Source organism: Dyadobacter frigoris, from assembly GCF_005280585.1.
GTDB lineage: Bacteria > Bacteroidota > Bacteroidia > Cytophagales > Spirosomataceae > Dyadobacter > Dyadobacter frigoris.
The window spans coordinates 152,352-178,480 of record NZ_SZVO01000010.1 but is presented as its reverse complement, the minus strand read 5'-3'; the positions used below and the strand labels follow the sequence as shown (position 1 = coordinate 178,480).

At 38.2% G+C, this 26,129-nt stretch carries 25 protein-coding genes; 8 read left to right on the top strand and 17 right to left on the bottom strand.

Features of this window, described 5'->3' with window-relative positions; translation table 11 throughout:
- Positions 1 to 59: 59 nt before the first annotated feature.
- The 4 genes from FDK13_RS21270 to FDK13_RS21255 all read right to left on the bottom strand — a co-directional run bounded on the left by FDK13_RS21270 (position 60) and on the right by FDK13_RS21255 (position 2,939).
- Positions 60 to 644, bottom strand: a complete 585-nt coding sequence (locus FDK13_RS21270) for an RNA polymerase sigma factor (protein WP_137342034.1) — start codon at positions 642 to 644, stop codon at positions 60 to 62.
- A 406-nt stretch (positions 645 to 1,050) separates the two neighbouring features.
- On the bottom strand, positions 1,051 to 1,899 hold the full coding sequence (locus FDK13_RS21265) for an aldo/keto reductase (protein ID WP_137342033.1): 849 nt from the start codon (positions 1,897 to 1,899) through the stop codon (positions 1,051 to 1,053).
- 178 nt (positions 1,900 to 2,077) lie between these two features.
- Complete coding sequence (locus FDK13_RS21260) at positions 2,078 to 2,416, bottom strand: NIPSNAP family protein (RefSeq protein ID WP_137342032.1); 339 nt, start codon at positions 2,414 to 2,416, stop codon at positions 2,078 to 2,080.
- Between the two features lie 211 nt (positions 2,417 to 2,627).
- Entirely contained in the window at positions 2,628 to 2,939 is a 312-nt protein-coding gene (locus FDK13_RS21255) for a hypothetical protein (protein ID WP_137342031.1), read from the bottom strand.
- Between the two features lie 186 nt (positions 2,940 to 3,125).
- Here FDK13_RS21255 and tnpA point away from each other — a divergent pair, with 186 nt between their 5' ends.
- Both tnpA and ku read left to right on the top strand, forming a co-directional pair.
- Positions 3,126 to 3,563, top strand: coding sequence for an IS200/IS605 family transposase (tnpA, locus tag FDK13_RS21250; protein ID WP_137342030.1), 438 nt, complete (start codon positions 3,126 to 3,128; stop codon positions 3,561 to 3,563).
- 167 nt (positions 3,564 to 3,730) lie between these two features.
- Complete coding sequence (ku, locus tag FDK13_RS21245) at positions 3,731 to 4,504, top strand: non-homologous end joining protein Ku (protein WP_137342029.1); 774 nt, start codon at positions 3,731 to 3,733, stop codon at positions 4,502 to 4,504.
- Between the two features lie 12 nt (positions 4,505 to 4,516).
- On the opposite strand, the gene FDK13_RS21240 is transcribed toward ku, so the two are convergent.
- Positions 4,517 to 4,999 (bottom strand): DinB family protein, encoded by a 483-nt coding sequence (locus tag FDK13_RS21240; RefSeq protein WP_137342028.1) that lies wholly within the window; start codon positions 4,997 to 4,999, stop codon positions 4,517 to 4,519.
- Positions 5,000 to 5,206: 207 nt separating this feature from the next.
- On the opposite strand from FDK13_RS21240, the gene FDK13_RS21235 reads away from it, so the two are divergent.
- Complete coding sequence (locus FDK13_RS21235) at positions 5,207 to 6,586, top strand: Gfo/Idh/MocA family protein (RefSeq protein ID WP_137342027.1); 1,380 nt, start codon at positions 5,207 to 5,209, stop codon at positions 6,584 to 6,586.
- Between the two features lie 147 nt (positions 6,587 to 6,733).
- The gene (locus FDK13_RS21230) at positions 6,734 to 7,207 is read left to right on the top strand and encodes a Dps family protein (protein ID WP_137342026.1); all 474 of its coding nucleotides are present in this window, start codon (positions 6,734 to 6,736) and stop codon (positions 7,205 to 7,207) included.
- Positions 7,208 to 7,598: 391 nt separating this feature from the next.
- On the opposite strand, the gene FDK13_RS21225 is transcribed toward FDK13_RS21230, so the two are convergent.
- The 4 genes from FDK13_RS21225 to FDK13_RS21210 form a co-directional block, all read right to left on the bottom strand.
- Positions 7,599 to 7,958 (bottom strand): DUF488 domain-containing protein, encoded by a 360-nt coding sequence (locus FDK13_RS21225; protein WP_137342025.1) that lies wholly within the window; start codon positions 7,956 to 7,958, stop codon positions 7,599 to 7,601.
- 255 nt (positions 7,959 to 8,213) lie between these two features.
- Positions 8,214 to 8,606, bottom strand: a complete 393-nt coding sequence (locus FDK13_RS21220; RefSeq protein ID WP_137342024.1) for a glyoxalase — start codon at positions 8,604 to 8,606, stop codon at positions 8,214 to 8,216.
- A 111-nt stretch (positions 8,607 to 8,717) separates the two neighbouring features.
- On the bottom strand, positions 8,718 to 9,326 hold the full coding sequence (locus FDK13_RS21215; protein WP_137342023.1) for an outer membrane beta-barrel protein: 609 nt from the start codon (positions 9,324 to 9,326) through the stop codon (positions 8,718 to 8,720).
- Positions 9,327 to 9,516: 190 nt separating this feature from the next.
- The gene (locus tag FDK13_RS21210) at positions 9,517 to 14,892 is read right to left on the bottom strand and encodes a S8 family serine peptidase (RefSeq protein WP_229216148.1); all 5,376 of its coding nucleotides are present in this window, start codon (positions 14,890 to 14,892) and stop codon (positions 9,517 to 9,519) included.
- Positions 14,893 to 15,145: 253 nt separating this feature from the next.
- Here FDK13_RS21210 and FDK13_RS21205 point away from each other — a divergent pair, with 253 nt between their 5' ends.
- Entirely contained in the window at positions 15,146 to 15,451 is a 306-nt protein-coding gene (locus FDK13_RS21205; protein WP_137342021.1) for a hypothetical protein, read from the top strand.
- Positions 15,452 to 15,656: 205 nt separating this feature from the next.
- Complete coding sequence (locus FDK13_RS21200) at positions 15,657 to 17,399, top strand: PQQ-dependent sugar dehydrogenase (protein WP_137342020.1); 1,743 nt, start codon at positions 15,657 to 15,659, stop codon at positions 17,397 to 17,399.
- Between the two features lie 97 nt (positions 17,400 to 17,496).
- Here the strand turns inward: FDK13_RS21200 and FDK13_RS21195 are convergent, their stop codons facing one another.
- Together FDK13_RS21195 and FDK13_RS21190 are read right to left on the bottom strand one after the other, a co-directional pair.
- A complete protein-coding gene (locus FDK13_RS21195) occupies positions 17,497 to 18,321 on the bottom strand; it encodes an FkbM family methyltransferase (RefSeq protein WP_170982869.1) in 825 nt (274 codons plus the stop codon).
- Positions 18,322 to 18,497: 176 nt separating this feature from the next.
- The gene (locus FDK13_RS21190; protein ID WP_137342018.1) at positions 18,498 to 19,757 is read right to left on the bottom strand and encodes an Hsp70 family protein; all 1,260 of its coding nucleotides are present in this window, start codon (positions 19,755 to 19,757) and stop codon (positions 18,498 to 18,500) included.
- A gap of 243 nt (positions 19,758 to 20,000) precedes the next feature.
- On the opposite strand from FDK13_RS21190, the gene FDK13_RS21185 reads away from it, so the two are divergent.
- Positions 20,001 to 21,179, top strand: a complete 1,179-nt coding sequence (locus FDK13_RS21185; protein WP_137342017.1) for a Gfo/Idh/MocA family protein — start codon at positions 20,001 to 20,003, stop codon at positions 21,177 to 21,179.
- A gap of 64 nt (positions 21,180 to 21,243) precedes the next feature.
- Here FDK13_RS21185 and FDK13_RS21180 read toward each other — a convergent pair whose 3' ends face one another.
- From FDK13_RS21180 to FDK13_RS21155, 6 genes are all read right to left on the bottom strand, one after another.
- On the bottom strand, positions 21,244 to 21,840 hold the full coding sequence (locus tag FDK13_RS21180) for a TetR/AcrR family transcriptional regulator (protein WP_137342016.1): 597 nt from the start codon (positions 21,838 to 21,840) through the stop codon (positions 21,244 to 21,246).
- A gap of 200 nt (positions 21,841 to 22,040) precedes the next feature.
- Positions 22,041 to 22,244 carry a hypothetical protein gene (locus FDK13_RS21175; RefSeq protein ID WP_137342015.1) on the bottom strand — a complete coding sequence of 68 codons (204 nt, stop codon included), beginning with the start codon at positions 22,242 to 22,244 and terminating at the stop codon, positions 22,041 to 22,043.
- Positions 22,245 to 22,295: 51 nt separating this feature from the next.
- A complete protein-coding gene (locus FDK13_RS21170) occupies positions 22,296 to 22,589 on the bottom strand; it encodes a hypothetical protein (protein WP_137342014.1) in 294 nt (97 codons plus the stop codon).
- Positions 22,590 to 22,650: 61 nt separating this feature from the next.
- Positions 22,651 to 22,923: a hypothetical protein gene (locus FDK13_RS21165; protein ID WP_137342013.1), complete on the bottom strand. Its 273-nt coding sequence runs from the start codon at positions 22,921 to 22,923 to the stop codon at positions 22,651 to 22,653.
- A gap of 588 nt (positions 22,924 to 23,511) precedes the next feature.
- A complete protein-coding gene (locus FDK13_RS21160) occupies positions 23,512 to 24,798 on the bottom strand; it encodes a sensor histidine kinase (RefSeq protein ID WP_170982868.1) in 1,287 nt (428 codons plus the stop codon).
- The gene (locus FDK13_RS21155; protein ID WP_137342011.1) at positions 24,795 to 25,469 is read right to left on the bottom strand and encodes a response regulator transcription factor; all 675 of its coding nucleotides are present in this window, start codon (positions 25,467 to 25,469) and stop codon (positions 24,795 to 24,797) included. Before FDK13_RS21155 ends, FDK13_RS21160 begins: the two co-directional genes overlap by 4 nt.
- Before the next feature lie 137 nt (positions 25,470 to 25,606).
- Between FDK13_RS21155 and FDK13_RS21150 the strand changes: the two genes are divergently transcribed.
- Positions 25,607 to 25,990, top strand: a complete 384-nt coding sequence (locus FDK13_RS21150) for a hypothetical protein (RefSeq protein WP_137342010.1) — start codon at positions 25,607 to 25,609, stop codon at positions 25,988 to 25,990.
- Positions 25,991 to 26,129 lie beyond the last annotated feature (139 nt).

The following is a 26,129-nucleotide window of genomic DNA, read 5'->3' as shown; positions in this document are numbered from 1 at the left end:
GAAGTAAGTAAAACCCCTTAGTGCTAATTGAAAATTTTATATTTATTTTTAAACACCGTTCAGAATTGTGTTAGAACCATTATTTGCAGAATAAAATTTACCGAGCCACTCAGGCTGGCACGAACTACTTTAAGCGCTTTTGTCAGGTGTGCCTCTGCTGTTTTTGGAGATATTTGGAGTTCTTCGCAAATATCCGACAGAGATCTGTCCTCCAATTTGTTATACTGAAAAACAAGTCTGCACTTTTCTGATAACCGGTTGGTTAGTGTTGTTATAATTTCCAGTAACAATTTATTTTCAATGTCTTTTTCAATCGAAACGAAAGGTGTTGAGGTGTTTCTGATCTCGTTTTCGTAAACCTCCTCTTTTTTCATTTTAGCGAGTGACCGGTAGACCTCATACCTTAGCATGGCAGCCAGATATTGCTTGAGGCTCACAATATTCAATGTCTCTCTTTTCGCCCACAAAAGAAGAAAAACATCCTGGGTGATCTCCTCAGCTATTTCCGAAGATTTTACAATACGGTGCGCCATATAGAACATTTTGTCCCAATAGCGATTATATATTTCTTCAAAAGCCGATTCTTCCCCTGTTTTCAACAAAGTAGTTAATTCGTCGTCAGAAAGTTCGTCGTAATCTACCATGCCGATAATTTATTTAGCAAGTGTTCAGTTTAGGTTTTTAAAGATAAAGTAAATAATTTACAGGAAGGGATAAAATGACTTTGTATTTTAATTTGGACTTATTAATTTATTTCAAAATAAAGTTAACTTAAAAGATGGTAAATCTAATATTTTATTTGGTATACGATAATTTATAATTATTTCTATTTGAACTATATTTTTCATTATCGCCTGTGAAACAGTATTTTTAATGTCACAAAAGGTCAAGTGGGTTTACTGATGAAGGGACATAGAAATCTGGGAATTGCTTTGGTCAGGTCAACAAATATTCTAAATTACCTGCCATATTTGTGGTAAGATGTTACTTAGACCAAAAAATATGTCAAAAAGAAACCGCCAGAATATCCAGCGGTTTCAGTAAAAGATATTATTTTGAAAGTTCGGCGAATTCTTCGTCGCTTAGTTCAATTTCTCCTGCTTTTAAATTTTCATTTAAGTGGTCCACTGATTTGGTTCCCGGAATAAGCAAGATATTTGGAGAACGTTTTAGCAACCACGCCAGAGCAATTTGTGCGGTAGTTGCCTTATGATTTGCTGCAATTTTTCCTAATTTTTCTGCCAGTTTTTGAGGGCCGGAAGCCAACGGAAACCAGGGAATAAAGGCTTGTCCTTTTTTCGCAGTGTAATCTACAATTTCTTCCCATTGCCTGTTTCCAAGGTTATAAAGGTTTTGTACTGAAACAATTGGAACTACTCTTTCCGCACGTTCAATCTGTTCAATATTTACTTCGGACAGACCGACATATTTAATTTTTCCAGCTTTTACAGCTTCGGCCACAGGTGCCAGCGTTTGTTCAACCGGAACATTCGGATCAAAACGGTGTAATTGCCAAAGATCAATCGTATCAACTTTTAATCTTTTCAAACTTCCCTCGATATTCTGGCGAATAAAGTCTGGATCGCCATTGGGAACCCATTGATTTGGTCCCGGACGATTAAATCCACCTTTTGTCGCAATAATTAATCCTTCTTTGTAGGGATGCAAAGCGTCAGAAATAAGACTTTCATTCAAATGAGGGCCGTAAGCATCAGCGGTATCAATGAAATTTACACCCGCAGCGACCGCAGCCTGTAAAACTTTAATAGCATTTTCTCTGTCTTCAACTTCTCCAAATACGCCATAACCTGTTAATTGCATGGCTCCGTACCCCAGACGATTAATTTCAATATCACTACCCAGCTTAAAAGTCAGTGAATTTGTTGTGTTCGTTTCCATTCTAATCCTTATTTGACTTAGTGATTAAAAGATTTATTATCTTAAATATTTAAGATAATCGGTTTATGATTTTTTTTAACTGATAATTGGATCAATCAGTTCAATTTTTGTGCCAACGGAAGAATTTTTATTTGGTAATTAACTGAAACTCGTGGTGGCCTGGTAAAATTTCAAACGACTATTTTAATGGTGAAAAGTCGGTGGCTTTTAAATAAACTGATTCCTTGTTTGCCAATAAGTCTCCGTTAAGATTACTGGCATCCCGTGCTGCGATCCATTCAGGATCATTCTGGAATTTTTCCCAGGATTCTTCCCGTGCTTCCGTACTCGGGTAAGAAAGGAGGTAAACCAGTTTTTGTTCCGGATTTTCTACCGGAATCCAGAAACCTTCGACCTTCATGCCGTGGCTTTCAAAAAGCCTGATGGTATAATTTTCAAAACGACTTAACAAATCGTCAAGTTTGCCTTCAAAAGCTGTATACGTTCTTAATTCGAACAGGCGGGCGTTTGTATTCATAGTTTAGGGAATATTTAAATATCATCACTTATATAAAAGGATAAACCGGCAATTAATACTGACAGAAAACCGCAGCATATCATTTAGAGAAAAAACTTAGCGTACTATCACAAAAAGTTCCCGTGTACAAATTTTCTCAAATTGTGCAAATACATCTTGTCTCAAAATGAAAAGGTACTCTGTTTTAAAGCAAAGTACCTTTTCATTCTCATTATTTGATTTGTTTTACCAAAACTCTTACTTTATTGTCAAGATGAATTGTGTCTCCCGACAGCGCAACTTCGTCTCCCGCTTTTAGTAACTTATATTCTTTTTGCATACGTACTCTGCTGATCACTGCATCGAAATCTTTTCCGTTTTTATCTTTTAAATAGGCGGTATAGCCGTCTTTTCGATATTCAATGTTTTGAATGGTGCCTTTTCGAGAATAGGTTTTACCTCCTGCGCAAGAATTCAAAAGGGTAAGACCAAATAATACAAAGGCAGCGAAGCCGGAGAGGATAAAAAACTTTTTACTTTTCATGTTAAATGTTTGATGAATAACTAACTTTCAAAGAGATAGCGATTATGGATCTTATAACCTTTCGTCATCAGCGAATAGCCTATTTTCTGAACACTAATTGGAGTGGTTTTATTGGTCTCAGGGATAGTTAAAACTATGCAATTTATTGCATTTCGCTTTAGCTTCTAAAAATTGTTACTTTGAGCCATGGATTTTCAAAGGGTAAATGGTCACACAGTTTCTCGTCTTTCGGTTCATATAGTTTGGGCGACCAAGTATCGTTATGCTGTTTTGCAGGGCGATATAAAGATTCGTTGCCGTAGTCTGCTGATACAAATTTGCGAAGCAGAGGGTGTTCAAATATTAAAAGGCGTTGTATCGAAAGATCATGTTCATATGCATGTGGAATATCGTCCCTCTCAGGATGTGAGTACTTTGGTGAAATTATTAAAGGGGCGTAGTTCACGTAAATTACAGATAGAATTTCCAGAATTGAAGAAGCGTTACTGGGGTCGTCATTTTTGGGCAATTGGATTTGGTTGTTGGAGCACAGGAAATATTACTGATGAAATGGTTAACGAATACTTAGAGCACCATAGAAATCCGAATGATAATAACCATGGCAACTTCATTATTGAGGACTGAGGGTTGCCAGACTTTCAGTCTGGTTTTCAAACTATGGACTTGCAGTCCATAGTGTTTTATTTAAAAAATGAAAAAATTATTCATAATGGAGATCCTTTAATCAACACGGCACAGGTTTTTGACATGTCTTAAAAAGGTTTTCAATTTTTCAACTAAGCTGAAATTATATGCGGGCAATATGGACAGGCGCTATCGGGTTTGGACTGGTCAACATTCCGGTCAGGTTATTTAGTGCGACACAGCAAAGTGAACTCGATTTGGATATGCTGGACAAAAAAGATCACGCGAATATTAAGTTTCAGCGCGTAAATGCCAATACCGGTAAGGAAGTGGATTGGGAAAATATTGTGAAAGGCTACAAGGTTGACGATAATTATGTAATCCTGGAAGACGAAGATTTTGAAAAAGCCAGTCCGGAACAAAGCAAAATTATTGAAATAGCTGAGTTTGTTGATGAATCCGAGATTGACAGTATTTACTACGAAACGCCGTATTATCTCCAACCCGAAAAATCAGGAACCCGTGCTTATGCTTTACTGCGTGACGCATTAAAAAAAACTGACAAAGTTGGTTTGGGAACCTATGTGCTTAGAAATCGTGAAAGTCTGGTTGTAATAAAACCTTTGGATGATATTCTTCTTTTGAATAAAATTCGTTTCCATGATGAAATCCGGACTACGGATGAACTTGAAATACCGGACATAAAAATTAAACCGGCTGAATTGAAAATGGCCATTCATTTAATTGAACAGCTAACAACCGATTTTGATATTACCCGTTTTAAAGATTCCTATACGGATAAGTTGCTTGAACTGATTAAGGCAAAGGCGAAAGGCAAAAAAAGCACTGCCGCGCCAATGAAAATCGTTCATTCACGCAGCAGCGATTTGATGGCACAATTGAAAGCCAGTCTTGAATCGGGGAAACGTAAAGCTTCCTGATTGTCAAATTATTTATTTCCAGCATTTTAGCAAGCGGCGAAGTACGAGGATTTCGCCGAGATGATAGGAGGTGTGATCTGCAATGAGCAGCGCCTCCCTGAAAATATTTTGTCCGTCGCCATGTGGCAGGGGAGAATAAAGATCTGTCTTGTCGTTGTTTAACAAGTCAAAAAAGCGATTTCTGTCTTTTTTAATTTGCTCCAAAGTTTCTTCCCACTTTTCATCACTGATTGAATCCGTTTTTTCAGGCCAGTATTCATCCGGCCACTTTGGCGATTTGTGGTCAGGTGAAAGACAAAATTCCACAATATCCCATTGTGTGATGCGGATATGTTCAAGCAGCTGCCAAATGCTGTAAGGCAGATTTTCAGGAATCACAGTTCTGAAATCAGCGGGTATATCGTTGATGGTTTCATCCAGGGAAACATGTGCGTTTCCTGTTTCTATTAATGTTATCAGTTCTGAAACGATGGTTTTTCTTTCGTTGGCTTGCATTGGATCGGCGTTTTGGTTTTTTAATTCCCGGTACTTTAGTGGTATTGCAATTTTAAGGCCATTCGGTTTATAAAAAGCCATTATCGGCTATTAATTTTTGAATAGAATTACATTTTGGAGCTGAATATTCATTATCGGATCTTCATATCCTATTTATTATTCCTTATTTTAGGGCTTTAAATTTTTTACTCCTTATTCCTGAATCTTATGAATCCAACACGCCGGAATTTTATTAAAAGTGTAACAGCGGCCTCTGCGCTCATTGCTACCGGAAGCGTTGCAAAACCTTTCAACATTATCCGTGATCTGAAAAAAATAAGCCCCAATGATAAAATACGTTTTGCCACTATTGGTATGGGGATTCAGGGAAATCAGGACACAAAAGCAGCTTTGCGAAGTACACCCATGGCTGAATTTGTTGCAGCGGCGGATCTGTACGACGGGCGATTGACACACGTAAAAGAGGCTTACGGAAAAGATATTTTTACAACCCGAGATTACCGGGAAATCCTTGAACGTAAGGATATTGACGCCGTTTTGATCGTTACCCCGGATCACTGGCATGACCATATTACAAAGGCTGCATTCCAGGCTGGAAAACATGTATATTGTGAAAAGCCTATGGTTCAGCATATTGATGAAGGCGCCTCGGTTATTGAAGCGTGGAAAAAATCTGGTAAGACGATGCAGGTAGGAAGTCAGCGGGTCAGTTCAGCATCTTTCAGGGAAGCCAAAAGATTATTTCTGGCCGGGGAAATTGGGGACATCAATTTTGTTGAATCAAATTATGATCGTTTTAATTCGCTTGGTGCGTGGAATTATTCCATTCCGGGTGATGCTTCTTTAACAACGCTTGACTGGGACACTTTTCTGGGTGATGCTCCGAAAGTGCCTTTCGATGCGAAACGCTTTTTCCGTTGGAGAAATTACAAGGATTATGGTACTGGCGTGGCAGGTGATTTATTCGTCCATCTAATAACCGGCGTTCATTTTGTAACAAATTCTTTGGGGCCGGAAAGGATTTATTCTTCGGGTGAGCTCAGCTATTGGAACGACGGCCGGGATGTGCCGGATATGATGGTTTCAATTCTTGATTATCCCAAAACAGATTTGCACGCCAAGTTCCAAATGGTGCTGCGCGTAAATTTTGCAAATGCGGGTGCGATCAACAACAATACCCGAATTGTTGGTACTGAAGGGCAAATTGATTTTACGGACGACAATTTGATTTTGACAAAGAAAAAATTGGCCAAAGCCCCGGGATATGGAGGATACGACAGTTTTGGAACCTTTTCTGCTAGCGAGCAAAAGGATTTTGAAAAGAAATACGATGTACAATATCCGCCTGACACCCGGAAAGCAGATCCGGTGAAGGAGGTAAGATTTGAAGCTCCAAAAGAAGACGATCCTCATGCACAACATTTTCGGGACTTTTTTGAAAATGTAAGTAAAGGGACTTTGGGCACTGTTGAAGATCCGGTTTTTGCTTTCCGCGCTGCTGCACCGGTTTTGGCTTGTAACAAAAGTTATTTTGAAAAGAAAGTAGTAACCTGGGATCCGGTTGCAATGAAAATTAAGAAAGGTTAAAAATAACGGTAATAAGTACATCAATGGACACGATTGGTACAATTATAGTAGTTTGTATCTATGTATTTTTGCCAAAACTGTTCTGCAAAGATTTTTTCTGATAGTTGGAAAAATATAATTTAAGTTTAAACCTAAAATTGATAAGAAATGAAACCAGGAATCGGAATTTCTGAAGAAAACAGAAAAGTAGTATCAGATCAACTGGCCATATTATTGGCTGACGAATTCATTTTATATACGAAAACATTAAATGCACACTGGAACCTTGTAGGTCCTGATTTTCACTCGGTGCATTTGTATTTTGAAGATCTTTATAAAGAATCTGCTGAGATTTTGGACAGCGTTGCTGAACGTATTCGTCAGCTTGGACACTTTGCACCTGCGAAGCTTAAAAATTATTTGCAGATCACACACCTTACCGAACAGTATGAAGGTGGGAATGACAGTCTAAGTCTGATTAAATACCTTTTGTCAGATCATGAAAGTATCATCGAATTTATCCGCGGAAATGTGGATGCATTTGCTGATGAACATAAGGATGCCGGTACGAGCGATTACGTTACGCAGCTTATGGAGCAGCACGAAAAAATTGCATGGATGCTAAGAGCACACGTTCAATAGTCTCCAAAGAAATCCAGGAAAAGGCACTCGAATATGTTCGGGTGTCTTTTTTTATTTTAAAAATGAAAATGAGCAAATTCAGGCTGAAAGATAGCAACTCAGGTAAAGTGGAGTTTTCAAAATAAGAAATAACACCTGACGCGGATTTCTGATTTAGTATTATAACACTCAAAAATGGAGAAAAATATTTCGTTTTAGGTGCTAAAAAGGAAATATCAGAAGAATTGGCAATGGAATTTGTAGTGTAACAAATTGTTTAAGTAACTCATTATGGTGTATCAGTGACTTTTTTGATAGTCACCATCCTTTACTCGTAATGTTTTAACAGTTCAAACATTACAACCAGGAAATTAAAGTATTCAAGCTCTTTATTTCTCTGACTTATATTTTATTATTGAAGTAAATTGTTGATGAACTTCTCCAGGACAACAACATGATTGTATTTCTCATCCTGCGCCGCGTATAACAAAGTTACTTTTTTATGTTTTTTAACTTTGTCAATCAGATCATGAACAGCTGACATACAGTGTCTTAACTCAAATGTGTAATCTTGCCTGAACTCTTCCCATTTTTCGGGATCGTGATCGAACCATTTTCTCAAATCCGTTGACGGTGCCACCGCTTTGAGCCATTCGTCAACTTTTGCCTCTTCTCTCTTTAATCCACGTGGCCACAAACGGTCAACAAGTATCCTGAAACCATCCGATTCATCCTTCGGTTCATAGATTCTCTTAATTTGTACGGTATTCATAGTTAGGGTTATGTGAATCTTAGACTAAATAAAAACTAGCTGATTCAAAAAATAGTTTCCTGAATGCAAAATCTTATTCAATTTTATAGTATCTGTTTGTTTAACAGTAGTTTATAGTTGTAACTGGCGGATTATTATTGGCAACTTAGGTTCGGAATTGAATGCTGTTTATCATTAAAATCAAGCCAGCTAAGTTTTAATCATTAGTGTGCACGAATATTTCCTACTTATCATTTCTTAAAAAAAAGTATGCTTTTAAACGATAGATTTAAATTCTGAAAGATTACTCAGGAGACGCTGTTCTAAGAGGCTCGATAATCTCCGGCTGATTTCGTGTTCATTTGATATAAACTGATCAAATTCCTCATCCGTGAAATGACCAATAATTATACCTTTTAAAAGTTGCTGGAATTTCTGATCCAGTTTTAATGCCTGAGTAATATATGATCGTTGATCAGTTTCACCCAACTTATAAAATGTATCTTTCCGTTGATGAATATATTGTTTGAAAACACGGATCAGTAGACTGTTCTGAAGTTTAAGTATTGGTCTTAGGGTCAGGTTCTGGAAACGTTCTGCTATTCCCGCGGCAGGTTCTATTGAAATGTTTGGCCGTAAGGAAAGTAAAAGGGTGGTTTTATCAGGCATTATAATACAAAATTTAGTAATTTATTTATTTCGAATTATTCTCCTGCTTATTAAACAAACCAGGCGGATTCCAAGTCATAATGGAATCCGCCCGATCATATGTATTGATAACTATTTTTTCTTTCCAAAAATATAAGTAATTCCACCGCTTACTGTAACAGCCTGGTTGCTGTTTTTTACTTCATATTTTTCATTGCCTGGTTTCAATGGATCCATAAGAATCGAGTTTGCCGAGCCGATGATAACATTGTAAGCAGCCTCAACTGTAAAACTCAGTCTTCTGCCCAAGGGGAGTACAAGCCCGATTTTTGGAGCAACACCAGGACGTAAAACTGTCTGATCAATTACAATGTTGTAACCTTCGATTTTTAAGATATTTAAACCTGCTTCTATACCTGCATACGGACGAATTCCTTCTGTTTTAAAATAGTATTCTGCGAGCAAATTGATGGGTATATTCGTCGCTTTTCCTCTAATGCTCTTTGTAGATAAGTCTCGCTTTAATTCTTCCATCAAATATCTTCCTGATATCCCGACGGCCACGTTTGGCTTAACAAAATAGCGATACTGTGCCCCACCGCCATAGATTCCTTTAGATATGTAACTTTGGTTGGTAAAACCGTAAGTACCTTGCAAAGTAAGCGTGGATTGTGCAAATGTTTTGGTGGAAAAGAGGAGACTGATCAGGGTTAAGGAAAAGAGGACTAATAACTTTTTCATAATTTTTAATTTTATTTACTCGGACTGTTTTAAGATCCCATACGCATAAAGGTCTTGTTTTGTGGAAAATTAGAGCTTTTTGTTCTGGAAAATTCCGTTTTTTTTAGACTTTTGATTTTTATAATATTATTCTAATCTCCAGCCGGGCAAGTTTTTATTCGTAAATTATTGAAAAAGAAGTGTTTATATATTACAATTTCATAATTCTGAAAACTTTCTTTTGTCGTTGTGAAGTTACTTCAATAAGATATAATCCCGGCGCAAATTGATGTCCTGATAAATCTATCTGCATTTTTTGTTCAGAACCAATTGCATTTAAATTCGTTTGGAGAGCCAGATTACCATGTATGTCGAAAGTTTTGATCTGTACTAATGTTGAAACATCTGCCTGAAAAATGACGTTGACAATGCTATTCGTAGGATTGGGATAAGTACGCCAGTCTGCTTTTGTATCGAAGTAGACGGACTGTATCCTTGAATATTGGAAACTACCGTCTTTATCAATCATTTTCAACCGGTAATAGTTGGTACTGCTTAGGTCGGGAGAAATATCTGTAAAGCTATATTGCTGCTCGTTAGTGGAGTTGCCGGCTGCTGTAACTTCACCAATTTTTTTAAACTGATTCCGGGTGAATGCGCCAGTTCCCTGTACACGTTCTATTTCAAAATAATCAGTATTTGTTTCGGAGGTAGTAATCCAGCCCGCAATTACCTGATCGGGATTATCATTGCCCGGTTTTTTTGTTACGGTAAAACTTAGCAGTTCGACCGGAAGTGCTCCGTTTTGCAATCCTCCTCCCGTATTAAACCAAAATTCAGAGAAATCCTTGATCTGAATTTCTGCATAATATCCCTTATCAAAGGGGACTTTTGTTACATTGGCAGAAGTAAGATAGGCCCAGATCCCGCCGGTATTATTGCTGATAATGCCATCCTCATTGTTTTTATTGGTATCGGTATATTTTGATATTCCAAGATCATAAGCTGAGGCAGGCTTGGAACAACTTCCGCATCCCGAAGCGTTGATAAGTTTCTCCGATTCGGAATCCAGAAAATAAATTCTGACAGCGGCGTTCGCGGCAAGCGTACGGTTTGTTGGTTTGATCGTCACATTCCTATCCATGTAATATTGCAGCTGATTATTACGCACCGGATTTGAATTGATAAAAGCCTGTACGCTGGTAGCTCCCAGGTCCTGGCTATTGGGGTTTATCGAAGCTACAAGCTGGCCATTTTGCACAAAATCAATCCAGCCGGCATTGTTGGCAGCATTTTGGGTTACCGGTGACGTGGTAGTGGTACCTGCATAAATACCATTTTTATTATCATAGATATGGATGTCGTCTATGGCTATTCCTTCTCTGGTTGTTCCGGGATCGGCTTTTAAAACAAACCGCAGACGAATATTATTATTCGCTGCCGGCAATGCCATCGTGCCAACGTGCCATCGTGTATAATCCTGAACGCTCCATCCTTGTGTGTCTTCTGTTATTTTATTATACCAGTTGGTTCCCTGGCCCTTATCTCCGAGGCGGATCCAGGTGTTTCCGTCTGTGGAATATTCAAGATAGGCAAAATCGCAATCTTCCGAAGCACAGTATTCAATATCCAGCGCGAGGCTAAAACTGACTGTTGGATTGGTCATACCGGTTAAATCGAAACAAGGCGAATATAAATAAGATGTTTCCCCATTGTTATAATTTCCTGACAAATTCGTTTTCCAGGCTTTTGTGCCGCTTGCCGCTTTGTTTATTTTATTGGAAACAGGCGTTCCATAAGCCCAGGAACTTGACGTTCCGGTACTATGCCAACTGCCATTATCATTTTCAAAATTTTCAAGATAAGGGAAGGCTGCGATCTGGCGATTGTTGTAAATATCAAGTTCGATTGTGTTATTATCAGCGTAAGTATCGGACGACAGGCTGCTCCATACTTTAAGATGGTAAGAGCCAAATGCAGCCATATTTTGTTTGGCCGAAAACGTGAAATTAACCGTTGTTCTGGCAGCAATTGACGCAATTGTTTCATGGATTTCCGAGCCGTTTCCCAGTTTGTAATTAACAGGAATATTAGAAATGGAATGGTCGGAGCTGTTTCTGATAGAAATCGTAATAGGTTGATCATTGCTCAGTCCACAGCTGGATTGCGTAATGCTGACCAGGCTTAGCAGTTGAATATCATCAGTTACAATACTTAACTGAATATCGTCAAAGGAATAACCTGCCCCGCTTAGAGGATCTGCTGTAATGATGTCTCCATATTGTCCCCAGCGAATTTGGGTGCTGCTTGAAAGCGTCTGTCCGTTTTCAAACAGTTTATTACTTACTTCAATACTAGAGGATAGTTTATAATTCTGATCTACCGGATTTTGGTTTTGGTAAAGGTTATAAACTGGAATCCAGGAATCACTGTAACTTCCTCTTAACCAAACGGAATTATCAGGATGATTTTTTTGTCCATGATTTTTATACCTGAAATTGAGACGGATATCTTGTGAGATATTGTAATTCGTAAGATTAAAAGTTCCATCAAGATAATTGGTATTGCCATCCGGATAAAACCGGTCTGTATCCAGTGTAAGTGCTTTGGTTCCGGAATATGCCATCGCGGTGTTGACAAATGTACGGATACGACCTACGTTCGTTGAGTTTGTAAAATCGTAGCGACTTGCATTTTGAAGTCCGGTTTTATCAGTAATAATCTCCTGAACAGATGCGGATTCAATATTATCAAGAAAAGGCAGCGCAACAGGTGCGTTGTTTAACTGATCAAATATTTTTGAAATTTTATTATTGCTTTTTGCAGTATCTGCCTCTGCATTGGCAAATGCCTCAATGACGTAAGAACCCGCCGCAGCCAGGTTCGCTTTATCCGTAAAAGTATAATCAACTGATGCTTGTGCAGGAATTGATAACGATACAGAAACGGAAGATGCCGCAGTTCCATTTAAAGAATAACCCATAGAAACCGGACCTGCAAAAGGTTGGTCATCAAGGTTTTTTATTCTTATGGTAACATCATTTTGGTTTGATAATGCTTTTGACGTTAACAACCGGCCAGAAGAAATAGGATTGACGATTGCTTCCAACAGAAGATCGTTATCCGAAATGTTTCCTGAGCAGGTTCCTGAATCAGGCTTTCTTGGAACAGCGACGGATCGTATTCCCGGATTTGCATTAACCAAAGCGCGGACAGCAAACCAATACGTAGAATCCTTGCTTAATCCGCCAAGGGTGAAATTGGTATTTGACGTGATGCCGGCCGAAATCATTTCGTCACCTTTTAAAACCATAACTTCATAATTACTTACGCCGGTTACGGGCGTCCATTCCAAAGATGCATAACCCTGGCATTGAACGGAAGAAAGGCTTAAAGCCGGGCGCCCCGTAATTGTAAATGCCTGACTGATACTTTCTGCTCCGGTTGCATTCTGAATTACTTTGACCTTTGCCTTGTCGGTTGAAACGTCCGGGAAATGCCATTTGAGCTGGCGGCCGTTTGCCGTCAGATTTCCCGGAATTGGATTCCATTGCGCACCATCATTTATTGAATATTGTACGGAGAAATCATTCGATGAATTTCCAAATGAATCCCAGCTTACATAGATAGAATCTGTTCCCCGGTAACGTTCTTTCCCAATAGGGTTTGTAATGGTAGTTGAAACGGGAATAATGTCATACACTACGAAATATTCTTGTGTTCCATTTTGATTGATGGCAGTTCCTTTCACATTGATTTGATAAGTGCCTGCAACGGGCGAATCAATAACAACCTGCTCAATATTATTGATATGATCGGCTCCGGTTGTAGCGGGATTGTTCACATTTGCAGGAGTTGGATCCAGCAATTTTGGAAAAACGGTGGTGGCGCCAGGATTTGTAACAGTCAGATCAAGGTCATTCACAAGATTTTTTCCCGACAAAACGGATGTAGCAGGATCATTCCAATACAACATTACTTTAACTCTTGCGGTGTTTGCAGGAATTTCAATCGGGTAAGTGTCAGGTGTGGCCGAAGTTGCGATTGAAGCTGATTTGTAACTTTCACTTTCAATCATTTTTACCGAACGCAGAAGATTCATCCATCCAAAGCCGTATTTGTAATCCGGGCCATCGTTTCCCTGATCTGTCCCGCCATTACATAGAATGGCCTTCATTAACCCATTTTTGGGATTTTGCTGACTGTGAAGCTGGCGGTAGCGCTGATAAAGTAAGGTAAGGCCTCCTGCCACAGCCGGAGAAGCCATGCTGGTTCCCGACAAACTTCCATAGAGATTTACGGGATAGGAGGAAACTACACTCGTTCCCTGCGCACTGATCTCAGGTTTAATTCTGCCATCTTTTGCAGGCCCGCTGCTGGAACTTGGTGCTATAATACCTTCAACTGTTGTATTCCCAACACTGATAATATTTTTTGCTGTTTGAAACCCGCCAACTACATTGCCAAAACCAGAAGGATAAGGGCTGCAAGAAATTGATCCGCTATTTCCTGCTGCAAAAACATGTTGAAGGTAGGGCATTTGAAAAGCCTGCTGATCAAGAATGTAGGATTGCAGATTATATGCCCCAAACGTAGAACAATCTGTCAGGTCATTTCCGTAGGAATTATTAGTAATAACCATTCCGAAATCCTGCACATAAACTGGCGCATAGGCTAGTATATTGGAAAAATACTGAGAAACGATTTTGGCTTTTGGAGCATAGCCTGTAAATTTTTCATTTAAAATTCCTGCCCCGCCCAAAGTACCCATTACATGGATTCCATGTCCACCGGCTTCTATCGCTGCCCGGTTAATGATCCGGTTACTTAAATCTATGTGAAGCAGTGGATTTGCTTCATCACCTACACCCACAACAACGCCTTCTCCATGTAGATTCCGTCCTGAAATAAGAGATGAGTTTAGGACATTTGCCCGTCCATTGGCTGTACTGTTTACATTGTTGGGTTTATCAGGTTGAGGAACGGGTTCCACATATTGGACATAGTTTTTTAGCGCCAGCTCATTTAAGCGGTCTTCGGCTACTCTTATTTCCAGAACCTGATATGCCTGGTAAACATTTGAAATGATTTCGAAGTGGTCGGTTTTTAATTGTTCTCTTATTTCATCAAAAGAAAAAGATTTTGGAAAATTAATCCAGACATCAATTTGCCCCTTTACTTTTCTGGCATGTTCAGGAAATGGCTTTTTTAATAGCGATGGATGAATTTTTTGACTCGCCGTCAAATAAATTACCGCACGCGCCCCGGATCTTTTTAAGGAAATGTCAGAAAGAGATCCGGTAATGGTTGCTGCATAAGCATTGTTTGGGATATATTCCAGCAAGTCAATTCCATCTGCTTTTAGCCGCTCTCGTTCCGCTGAGCCGGGAATTTCTTCAAATTGTATGACAACAAAAACCTTTTTATCAGGTAAAAGTCTGCTGTTAACAGCATCGGTTTTGCCGATTCCGACATTTTTTTCAGGAGTGAAAGAACCACTTTTTAATTCGATCTGATAATTCTTTTTATTCTGAGACAAAACAGTCAGCGGAAGAAGAAACAGTACAAAAATTTTTAAGAGTAGCATTAATTTCATATTAGTGAGGTATAGTGGTACAAAAGTGTAATTTCTATAATTTATTTCATTTTTCCATGCATGAAAATAACCTAAAATTGAAGATTTATTCAACAAGATGTGGACGTTACGAACATTTCGGGCAATTGTTACATTACTTAAACCTTTTGATATTGAGTGTTTTGAAGGTTTGGCATGATACTAGTCAGTTACTTATTAATTGTGCGAAGGCACGGAAAACAGATTCTCATTAAAAACACAGATTATGAAAAAGCTAATAATGTCGGCAGTTGCCTTAACTCTTATCTCTTTCGCCTCTGTTCAGGCCACTCCGGTTACGGAACCTAATCATGCTATAACAGTTACCCAGGAAAAAGTTTCGGTTAAACCGGAAGATTTACCAGCAGCTATAAAAGCAACAATTAATAGTGACGCATTTGCAGGATGGAAAGTAACCACTGCTTATCTGGTCACAAATGATGACAAAACTCAATACTATGATTTATCAGTTAAAAAAGGCAGTGAAAACGCAAGAGTAAAGCTGGATAAAAATGGTAAGAATGTAGAATAAATAGTGCATTACTTTACTCAACGTGAATATTGCCGGAGCTTAGGCTCCGGTTTTTTTGTGCTATACCAATAATAAATACGGTCACGATAATGGGGCAAATGAATAGAAAAATCGTCTTGTCTGTAAAATATTGAGTAGAGTTTTCTAAAAATGAGATTTTACTAAAAACCGGCCTTGCCAATTGAAACGCTCAGATAATTCAAATATGCTTAAATTTCTTCTTTCTTCCTTTTGCTTTTTAATTTCAGTTACTATTTTGATAAACTGCGCTGGCAGCAAAAAACCTTCTACCGGTTATGCGGATGACAAAAAGACGCTTGCTATCGGAAAGGAATTATTTAATACCAATTGTGCGTCGTGTCACGCTATTGATCATGAAGAAATAGGTCCGAGACTGGGCGGAATTACACATTTGTTACCGGAAAAAGCACTGACGGAATTTATTCGAAATCCCGGAAAAGTAATTGAATCGGGAGAGCCAAGAGCTGTAAATTTAAGCCGGAAATATAAGATGGTCATGCCATCATATGACTTCCTGCAACCAGCTGAAATAAACTCGATTTTAGCTTATATCGATAACGAAACAAAACTGCATCCGATTGAACCACTTCTTGTTAAGATTGAAAATAATAACATTTCACAGACTAACGAAAGATTTGGGACACCGGTAAAAAAATCGGGAATTCAGATTGAACTGGAAGACTTTGTACAGATTCCTGCTTCATCAGACAAACCTCCGCTTACAAGAATTGCCAATATGAGGCCGCATCCTTCCTCCGATGGGACGCTTTACGTAAGTGATCAGAGAGGAATTATTTATAGAATTCAAAATAATCAGGCAGCTGTTTTTTTTGATATCAGGCCCAAAGCAGACAAATTTATCAATACGCCGGGTTTGGGTACAGGACTTGGAAGTTTTGCCTTTCATCCGGACTATTTGAGCAATGGCCTGATTTATATCACGCATACCGAGGAATTTACAGGAAAAAAAGCGGATTATGAATTTCCCGATTCTATTAAAGTAGCTTTGCAATGGGTAGTATCCGAGTGGAAAATTAATGATGTAAAAAGCAAAACTTTTGAAGGTACAAGAAGAGAATTGCTTCGCATCAACGTGCCTGGAAACGTCCACGGAACACAGGATATTGGATTTGTTCCCGGCATTGGCAAAAACGATCCCGATTATGGAATGTTATTTATCGGAACAGGTGACGGTGGATCTACGATTGGAAAACATCCCGAAATTACGCATCATTTAAATTCACTTTTAGGTACTATAATTCGTATTGATCCAATTGGAAACAATAGCCGCAACGGGCATTATGGAATTCCAGCGGATAATCCTTTTGTAAATAATACTGATCCTAAGACCTTTAAGGAAATTTATGCTTTTGGTTTCAGGAATCCGCACCGTATGTCCTGGGATCTGACGCATGGAAAAATTATGTTTAGCGCCGAGGTGGGAGAGTCTAATTTTGAAGAAGTGAACGTTATTGTAAAAGGCGGAGATTATGGTTGGAATACGCGCGAAGGGAGTTTTGGGATTTCCCCATCCGATTTGAAAAATGTCTATAAAGTCAATAAAACTGAAAAGGATAATTTTATTAAACCTTTTGTGGCATACGACCATAAGGACGGAAATGCGATCAGCGGAGGATATGTGTACCAAGGAAATCTGGAAGCTTTGAGAAACAAATACATATTTGGTGATATTGTAAACGGAAGGATTTTTTGTGTTAACATCAACAAACAACTTTCAGACTCGACAGTTTATGAGATCAATATTGTAAAGGATTCAAAACCTGCGGATTTGCAGCAAATGTCTGGTTCCAAAAGAGTGGATCTCAGAATTGAATACAATCCATTCACGAAGGAAATGTATATAATGACTAAAAGCGATGGGAGGATCAGACGGATTAAAAATGCGATGGGCTCTTTGACCAGATAATTATTTTTACCAATACCGGGTTGAAAATGTAAAAATCCTTTATACGAATGAAGTATAAAGGATTTTTAAGAAAAATTTAAGCTATACTTTTTTGGAATTAATTCGGAACTGCATAAAAATTAAGCATTTTCCACTTCATCAAATCTTTTCCGCTTTCCAGTTTTATAATTTCTGCATTCGCAACAAAATCAGAGAAATAGTACAGCGTGTAACCCAGGCTGGCTACAAGGTCAAACAGTTCGGTTCTGTCTTCTGCTGATGATTTTGAAAATACTTCTGCTATCAATACCGGTTTATATTTAATAAGCAATTCACTGATGGAACGGATTACTTCCTTGTCAGCGCCTTCAACATCTACCTTAATAAAAGATAATTTAGGTAATAAATCGGCGTAATTTTTTTCCAGGAAATTTTGAAGATTTATACCTTTGATTTTTTGGGGAAGCTGAAATTCCCCTTGTTCAGAAATTATTTCATTAGAAATACCTCCGTTACCGAAAGATGCCTCCGAAGAGCTATAATAAAACTCACCGTCTTCTTTTGTAATAGCGTAATTGAAAGGAATGATATTCGTTTTTTCTTTATTCAGCGTCACATTCGCTTCCAGAATTTTGAAAACGTGAGGATTAGGATCAAAACCTAATGTTGTTCCGGTTTTACCCGCAGCAACAGCCATAGGAACTGTTGTGTCACCAATGTTTGTGCCAATATCTATACAAAAAGAACCTCTTGGTATAAACTTCTTGAAGAAATTTATCTCGTCCTGAGTCAAGGTTACCGGTTTTACCAAAGGATTGTCCCAATTAGCAAATTCAACTTCACCTTCTTCCGGTAAAACAAATTTATCCACGGTATGAGAATATTCCTGAAACTGGCGGCGTGCTTTTTTTCTTGCGAAGGATTTCTTTAGATAATCTAACACATTAATTTTATTAGGCGTGAGTAAAATTATTGATATTTTTCAAAGTAAGCTAAATAAATTTATATATAGGTATTTGGTATTGCATGACCAAATACCTAAAACTACAAATTTGACATAAAATGGATTGGTTATCAAGAGGTAACAAATATAATTTAATGTTACCTTTGCAAATAATTTTATCTGCCAAATTTATTCTGACTATCATAAGCCAATCCAAGCCCTACGCTTGAAAGTTTGTTTTCATCAGCCAGTTCAGCGTTGGGAAACAGTTTTTTAAATTCAGTCTGTATGAGCGGTACTTCGGTAGAGCCTCCGGTAAGAATCACAAGGTCAATATCTTCTTTTTGTACACCTGCATCACGCAGACATTGAAGTGCCGACTCGGAAATTTTATCAATTTTTTGAATAATTGCCTCATCAAACTGCTCACGTGTTACTCGTGCTGTAAGTCCGTCTTCCAGGAAATCAAAAGGCGCATCATATTCAGCCTGAGAAGTTAAAGCGATTTTGGTTTCTTCCGTGGCCGCCAGCAGGGTATGTCCGGTTTCCTGTTCAAGCACTTGCAATAACCTTTTGTACCGCGTTTTGTCATGGGCTTCAAAAAGGATTTGCTTGGTTTGGGAAATGATTTTTGTCGTGTAAAGGAAATTTACCTTACTCCATTCAGACAAATCGAAATAATGATAAAGCGGAACTTCAAGGTTTTTTGTACCATAAGTACTGCGGTAACCAAGCTCAGGCATAATTGCCGCCAAACTCAGATCTTTGTCAAAATCATTACCGCCAACCCGAATACCGGTATTGGCCAGAATATCCGAAGCACGATCAGCTTTGTTAATATACTTATTAGAAAGCCTGATCACTGTAAAATCAGAAGTCCCGCCACCCAAATCCACTACTATTGCAAGTTTTTCTCCGGTGATATTAATTTCGTGAGCAAAAGCAGCAGCAATAGGTTCAAACTGAAAATCGATATTTTGAAAGCCTAATTGTTTGGCAATTAGTTTGAGTTCAGCCTCTGCTCTGCTGTCGGCTGCGTGATCGTTATCTACAAAATGAACAGGACGGCCCATAACCACACTCTCAATTTCCAGGCCTGCATCTTCGTCAGCCTTATCTTTCAGGTTTTTCAAAAACGCGGTAATGATTTGGTCAAAACGCATGAGTTCACCATTCACCATAGTCCCCTGACGCATAACGGGTGTTCCGAGAACGCGTTTCAAACTTCTCATAAAACGTCCGGGATTTCTTTCCAAAAACATATTTACTGCAGCTCTTCCGTAAAACGGAACGTTCCCTTTGCGAAGGAAGAACATGGCACTTGGTGTGGTGGTACTTGAACCTTCAACGGCTACGAGGTGTACGTGGCCCTGGTTTGCTATTGCTATACTTGAATTGGAAGTTCCAAAATCGATACCGCAGGAAATACTGGTCATTATTAATTTCTGAAAATTTGGGGGCGCAATTTCAGATTATTTGCGGTCTTTTGCAATTTCTAACGACAGTAATCTGTAAGTAATCATAAATGAGCCTGTAAATATTTCAATATGTTAGGAGATTCCTTTCAATATGTCAGTATTATTAATGGAAATGGCACTTAAGGGTAGGTAAGCCAGAATGAAGTCTTCAATTAAAAGTGAACAAACCTGAGCAGGAGCTTAGTCCTTAAATTTAAAAAGATGAAAAAAACAGAAGATAATCGTCGCCAATTTATACGCAATACGATGAGTACCGCAGCTGGTCTTGTTATGATGTCAGCGCTTCCTGGCGAGGCTATGAATGCTTCGGCTGCTGGCAAAAAAAATATTGAAGAAGACAAAAATAATGATTTTGCAGTAGAGCCTGGTCGTATAAAATTTGCCGTTATCGGTATGAATCATGGTCATATTTATAGTCAGGTTGAAGCTGTGACCAGAGGAGGAGGACAGTTGGTTGCGTATTATGCCAAAGAAGCAGATCTTACCGCAGCCTTTGCAAAACGTTTTCCGGAAGCGAAACTTGCTGCAAGTGAAAAAGAAATTCTTGACGATAAATCGATACAGCTTGTTTTAAGTTCTGCTATTCCTGATGAGCGCGCACCTATCGGGATTCGGGTAATGAAGGCCGGAAAGGATTATATGGCCGACAAACCTGGCATTACTTCTCTGGAACAATTGGCCCAGGTTAGAAAAGTGCAGAAGGAAACAGGTAGAATTTATTCTATTATGTTCAGTGAGAGACTTGAAAACCGTGCTACCGTGAAAGCGGGTGAACTGGTTAAATCCGGGGCGATAGGAAAAGTAATTCAAACGATTGGTTTGGGCCCACACCGGATGTCGGCCAGCTCACGTCCCGACTGGTTTTTTGATGCAAAGCGCTATGGAGGAGTTATCTGTGATATTGCTTCACACCAGTTTGACCAGTTTTTGTTTTTTACAGGATCCAACAAGGCAGAGGTTGTGGCCTCGCAGGTTGGAAATGTGAGTCATCCGCAATACCCGAAATTTGAGGATTTTGGAGATTGTATGATCCGTGGAAATGGCGGCACAGGTTATATCCGTGTTGATTGGTTTACGCCGGATGGACTGAAAAGTTGGGGTGATGGCCGCTTAACAATCTTAGGGACAGAAGGTTATATCGAAATTCGAAAAAATGTTGATATTGCAGGACGTGAGGGCGGAAACCATTTATTCCTTGTTAATCAAAAAGAAACGCAGTATATAGATTGTAGTAAAGAGCCTTTGCCCTACGGAAAACAATTGGTAGACGACGTGCTCAACCGGACCGAAACTGCCATGTCTCAGGAACATTGTTTCCTGGCTACGGAATTATCTTTAAAAGCGCAAAAACAGGCTCAAATGATAAAAATTACAGTTTAAGGCATACCAGATATTAAAAGTGAAAGCTGAATATGCCATATGAAACTGGCATGTTCAGCTTTTTTTAGTTTTCAATACCAAGTCCATTGATAAGTTTTTCCACTGATTTCATGATCAGTTTCAAATAATTCAGTTTTCCTGTTGCCTGCGTGATCATTACTCCGCCTTCAATAGTAGCAATGATCGTCAGCGCAATCTGTTCAGGATCAGTGGTAGACGAAAATTCTTTCTGTTCAATTCCCTTTTCGATCACATTCGTAATTCTATTTTTCCAGTTGATAATTCCCAAAACAACCTTTTTCTTTAATTCCGGATGTGTATCGTCTGCCTCAACTGCCGTATTTAAAATAGGACAGCCTCCGGATGGGAACGGGTGAGATAAAAAATTCATATAGACATGAACGAAGACCAGCAATTGCCCCTTGGCGGTATCCTGCTGACTCATTTCTGTCGCAAAAATAGTGCTGATTTTTTGGAGGTTATAGTCAAATGCGGCTAATGCCACTTCGTCTTTATTTGAAAAATTTCCGTAAATACTTCCCTTTGTAAGTCCGGTTGCATCGGTCATATCGTTGATTGAAGTTCCGGCATAACCCTTTCTATTAAAAATAGGTGCAGTTTTCTCAATGATGAATGCTTTCGTTTTTTCAGCTTTTGACATATTTATTTTCTTTTTGCAAATTTATACCATTCGGTATTATTTGTCAAGTTTTATATTGCCATATTGCAAATCTTTTAGCATTGTCTATATAATTTTCACTTTGGACTACATCTTATTTTCCCACTAAGGTTGCGCTTGAATCTCCATATTCAATCGGCCAATGTAATGAAAGATCCAACCATGTGGAATCGGATTAAAAATTACTCCTTGCTGTAAACTCCAAGAATTACATATTGAGATCCATTGTAATCGTACTCATTCATCAATCTTTCAATTACTTTTTCTGCATGGCGTTCGGATAGAAATTCTTTGTACCACTTTCCCACTTCGTTCTGAACATCGATTGGTTTGGGAAGTATACCTTTTTCCGGGTCCAGAATAAAAATACTGAATGTTTTTTCCATATGGTAACGATCGTGAAGGGATAATTTTCTCTAATTTAACAAAAAAGAAAACTATTCTGACAGATTACTTTTCCTCAACGCTTCACTGTTTCTTGTACTTTCGGAAGCTTTTGTAACTGTTTCAATGATCTGCTTCAAATCGTTTGAAGCTTCCTTTTCAGTTTTAAATTCATCTTCATGGAAAAAAAGGATATTGCTCGCTCTCCCGGGATATTCGCCTAAAAGCGCAATTTCGCCGATATAGCCCGAATCACTTTCAATAATTCTGGTAATGATTGATTCGGGATGGTCTGCTATCATTTTCAGATCTTCATAATCTATGCGAAAAATATCAAAATAGCTCATGTTGCCGGTTTATTAAGAAATTTGGTACAAAGCAAAAAACGAGATTAGTCGGGCAATTTAGTCATGCTTCCTCATTTTTTATAAGCTTAGGCTTTAAACTTTTCCAAAACTCCTGCTGAACTTCAAAGGCTTCTTCGGGAGTTACATAATCTACGTAATTTTCTTCTCTGCCCTGGCTTTTTGCCCGGATAATGGGATCTACCCAGCCATCCAGTTCATAACTTTCAACGCGGTAAGACCAGTCGCAACCATCCGGGCTTACATTTGCAAATACAATTACTTTCAATTTACCGCCCATCGGACGGTGTAGAATTTTTTCATAGCTAATTTCCATTTTCTACAAGTTTTTGTTAATGGATGTTACGGTTACGTGGAAATGATTTAACGTTTTTTACTATAAAAGTAATGCCACCATGAAAGGAATGCATATAAAATAATGATTAAGATTTGCACGGGTTACTCATGCTGCCCAAGAAACTATATAATTCTGTATTTGGTTTGAAATTGAATATTTTTGATAGGTGATTTGTTTAATTACAAAAAATAAATCTATATTTGTTCATAATGCAGAATTATACCACCACGATAACGTTATTTTATATTGAAAAATATATACAAGAGAATTGAACAATACGGAGATAGGGTTTTTATTATCTCACTATTGACTATGGTTATGATCATAGCACTTGCTTTTAAAAAACCTGTCAGCAACAAGGTTCAGGAAGATAGAAGTTTTTCGAGTGTACAATATAATTCTTCGCAGCCAGGGATTTCGAAGAGTAGCAATCTTTAAATACCTGATCCTGACTTTGCCTGAAAATGGATCATAAGTTCAGGAATTCTTTTCCCAATTGTAATTAGGTAATCCATTAAATTTTCTAATGGTTAAAACTTTATTTTTTATCCCAAATTAAGTCGGGATTTAAAATAGTACTGAAAACTGGTGAAAATTATTGATAAAGTGGTAATCGACCTTCCAGTCGTATCGGTGTGCAATCTCCTGCACGATAGCAAGGCCCAATCCGCTGCTTGGTGTACTGGTGGAAGAAGTGATAAATCGCTTAAACAAAGTTTCAGAAATCAATGGCTCAGTGCCAGTATTGCTTATTGTCAGACTTTTATCTGTTAATTCTATTCTGATGGCGCCGTTTTCATAATTGTGTCGAATTGCATTGAGAAGTAAATTAACAAGCATAATTTCCACGAGACTTCTGTTGGCTGTTATATAACAATGCTCACAGATTTCCATTTCTACCGTATTATTCCTGGCTCTCAAATGCTCTTCCAGAAAATCAAGATTTTGGTTCACAAGCTCACTCATGTTTACCAGTTCACCTTCGGAGAACTGTTGATTCTCAATTTTAGCCAGCAATAACAGATTTTTATTGATTCGGGAAACCCTTGAAAGAGGTATGTTCAAAGAGGCAATAAGTTCAGACTGGCTTTCTGTAAGCGACTCGTTTTGCATCAGTAAATCAATTTTCGATTTCAAAACCGCAAGTGGTGTCTGCAGTTCATGAGAAGCATTTTCAGTAAATTCTTTTTGTTGGCGAAAGACAGAAATATTCTTTGCAATTAATTGGTACAATGCCTGATTGAGCTGCTCAAATTCCTGTATATCAGATTTTTCCAGATTAATGTTGTTTTGGCTATTTAGATCAAATGATTTTAACCTGTCTAGAGTCGAATGAAATGGCTTCCAGATTTGAGTGGCAATTCTTCTGTTCAGAATAACAAAACCGGCCAAAAGAATAATGAAAAATAACACAGTTACAGCCGCTATGGCAAAAACGGTTTCATGAGCTTCTTCGACATTAATTTCGATAGTAAGGTGGTAAAGTTCTCCCTGCACTTTTATGTAGGAGGATAATCCACGAAACCGTTCCAGATCTTCGTCATTTGCACTTTGTTTCTGACGGATGATCGTATAAATACTGTCTGAGCGACTTTCTTGAAATAGAGATTTTTCTATTTTCGTACCCGGTTGCGTTTTGTTCCAGAGGGCAATTGTTTGCGCCCATTCTTCTTTGTCAAGGCTCAGTTTATTCAGTCCGGACTCAATTCTGTTTCTTACAATTTCGTTATATTCATCCAGTTCATTTCGCCAGATGTAATCCACGATGAAATAATAAACCGGGATACTACAGGCCAGCACAAGCAATGCGTAAAGTGTAAATGCTTTCAGAGGCCGGTTTAAAAGTTTATTCATGCTTCCCATTTGTAGCCCGTTCCATAGATTGTTTTGAGGTAATTCTGGTATCCGGCGTCCACAAGTTTCTTTTTCATATTTTTGATATGAGCGTATACAAAATCATGGTTGTCAAGCATATCAGCTATATCTCCGGATAAATGTTCCGCCAAAGCACTTTTGGAAATTACCCGGTTTTTGTTGCCTATAAAAAGCAAAAGCAGATCAAATTCTTTTTTTGTCAGAATCACAGGCTCATTGTGGACCAGAATTGTTTTTGCCAGTAAATCAATTTGAAGTTCGTGCAGTTTTATGATGTTTGAATTGCCAAATTGTTTTCTTCTTATAACAGAATAAATTCGAGCTGCCAATTCTGATAAATGAAACGGTTTAGCAAGATAATCATCCGCACCAATTTGTAATCCGGCAATTTTATCTTTTAAAGAATCCTTGGCAGAAATAATAATAACGCCATCTTGTTTATCTTGCTTTTTCAGTTCTTCCAGAATTTTCAAACCGTCGCCACCAGGAAGCATCAGGTCGAGCAAAATGCAGTCATAGTTATATACCTCAATTTTTTCCAAAGCCTGTTGAAAGGTTTCGGCAAATTCGCACAAATAATTTTCATCCGATAAATAAGCGGAAATATTATGTGCAAGCTCCTTTTCATCTTCAATTATAAGGATTTTCATATGGCTAATTTACAAATTGAATTCCGAATTAATTTAGAAGATCATTCCTTACCTATCATGGCATAATATTTGAAGTATACATGATACACAAGATGAAATCAAGTTAATAATCTACGACATCCTTACCAAACAGCATTATGGAAAATAACATAACCACCAACGAGCCGGATTCTTCCCCAAGGATTACAGAAATGGCTACGCTTTCCCATGTTTTGGAAAAATTACGTTTGAAAAAACTTGATAATGAGTTCAGATGGACAGAGGGTGGTTTTACAGCCGGAAAGGGAAAAAGTTATAATCCGCAAGATTTAACCATTATTAAAACCTATCGTTTTGAGGGAGAATCAGATCCTGCTGATTCGTCTATTCTATTTATAATTGAAGCCAATGATGGCTTAACCGGTTACAGCCTGGATACTTATGGTGTATATAGTGATCATGGCGGAGAGGAAGGTTACGATAATTTTATTAGAAAAATCCCGATTTCGGATCGTGATGAGCAATTGATTTTTGAAGTTTAATACTAAGATTTAGCCATAAGAATAAAATAAACTGTGTGCAGATTTTTTTGAACTCAGGCAGGTGAAAAGTAAAACGGGGAAATTTATATGTTACCGGTTGGTGCGTATAAGTTTCCCCGTTTGTTATGTTATCATAAAA